At 74.1% G+C, this 537-nt stretch carries 1 protein-coding gene; it reads left to right on the top strand.

Going from position 1 to position 537, the window contains the following annotated elements; translation table 11 throughout:
- Positions 1-174 precede the first annotated feature (174 nt).
- Positions 175-537 (top strand): hypothetical protein (locus J7528_RS24105; RefSeq protein ID WP_291879916.1); only part of this gene is annotated, 363 nt, incomplete at its 3' end.

Consider the following 537-nt stretch of genomic DNA (forward strand, 5'->3'; position numbering starts at 1 on the left):
TCATGCGGCCAGGCCGACACTGATATCAAGGGATGACGCAGGGGCCCGCACAAGGCCCTTTGGAGCACGAAATGAAACGTCTCATCACGACGGCGATGATCGCGACGCTGCTTGGGGGCGCTGTCCTCGAGGCCGGCGTCGCCTTCGCGGCCGATCAGAGGCCCGACCCTTCCGATGCGCGGGGTCGAGAATGGCGCGGTTCCCGCCAGGACGGCGGGGATCGGGGTGATCGCGGGGATCGCGGCGGCCGGCCCGACTGGGGCGGCGGCGCGCGGCCAGCCCCTCAGGCGCAGCAACCCCAGAGCCCCCAACCCGCGCCGCAACCGCAGCAGCCTCGCCCCGACGGCGGGGACCGCGGCGGATGGCAGGGGCGCGGCGATCGCGGCGACCGTGGCGGCTGGGATCGTGGCCGTCCGGATCAGGAACGTCCAGACCAGGGCCGCCCCGGCGGCGGCCGTCCTGACTGGGGCCGGCCCGACAACGGCGGCCGCCCGGACAACGGTGGTCGTCCCGACAATGGCCGTCCGGATGGAGGCC

Source organism: Caulobacter sp. (assembly GCF_017744445.1).
GTDB lineage: Bacteria > Pseudomonadota > Alphaproteobacteria > Caulobacterales > Caulobacteraceae > Caulobacter.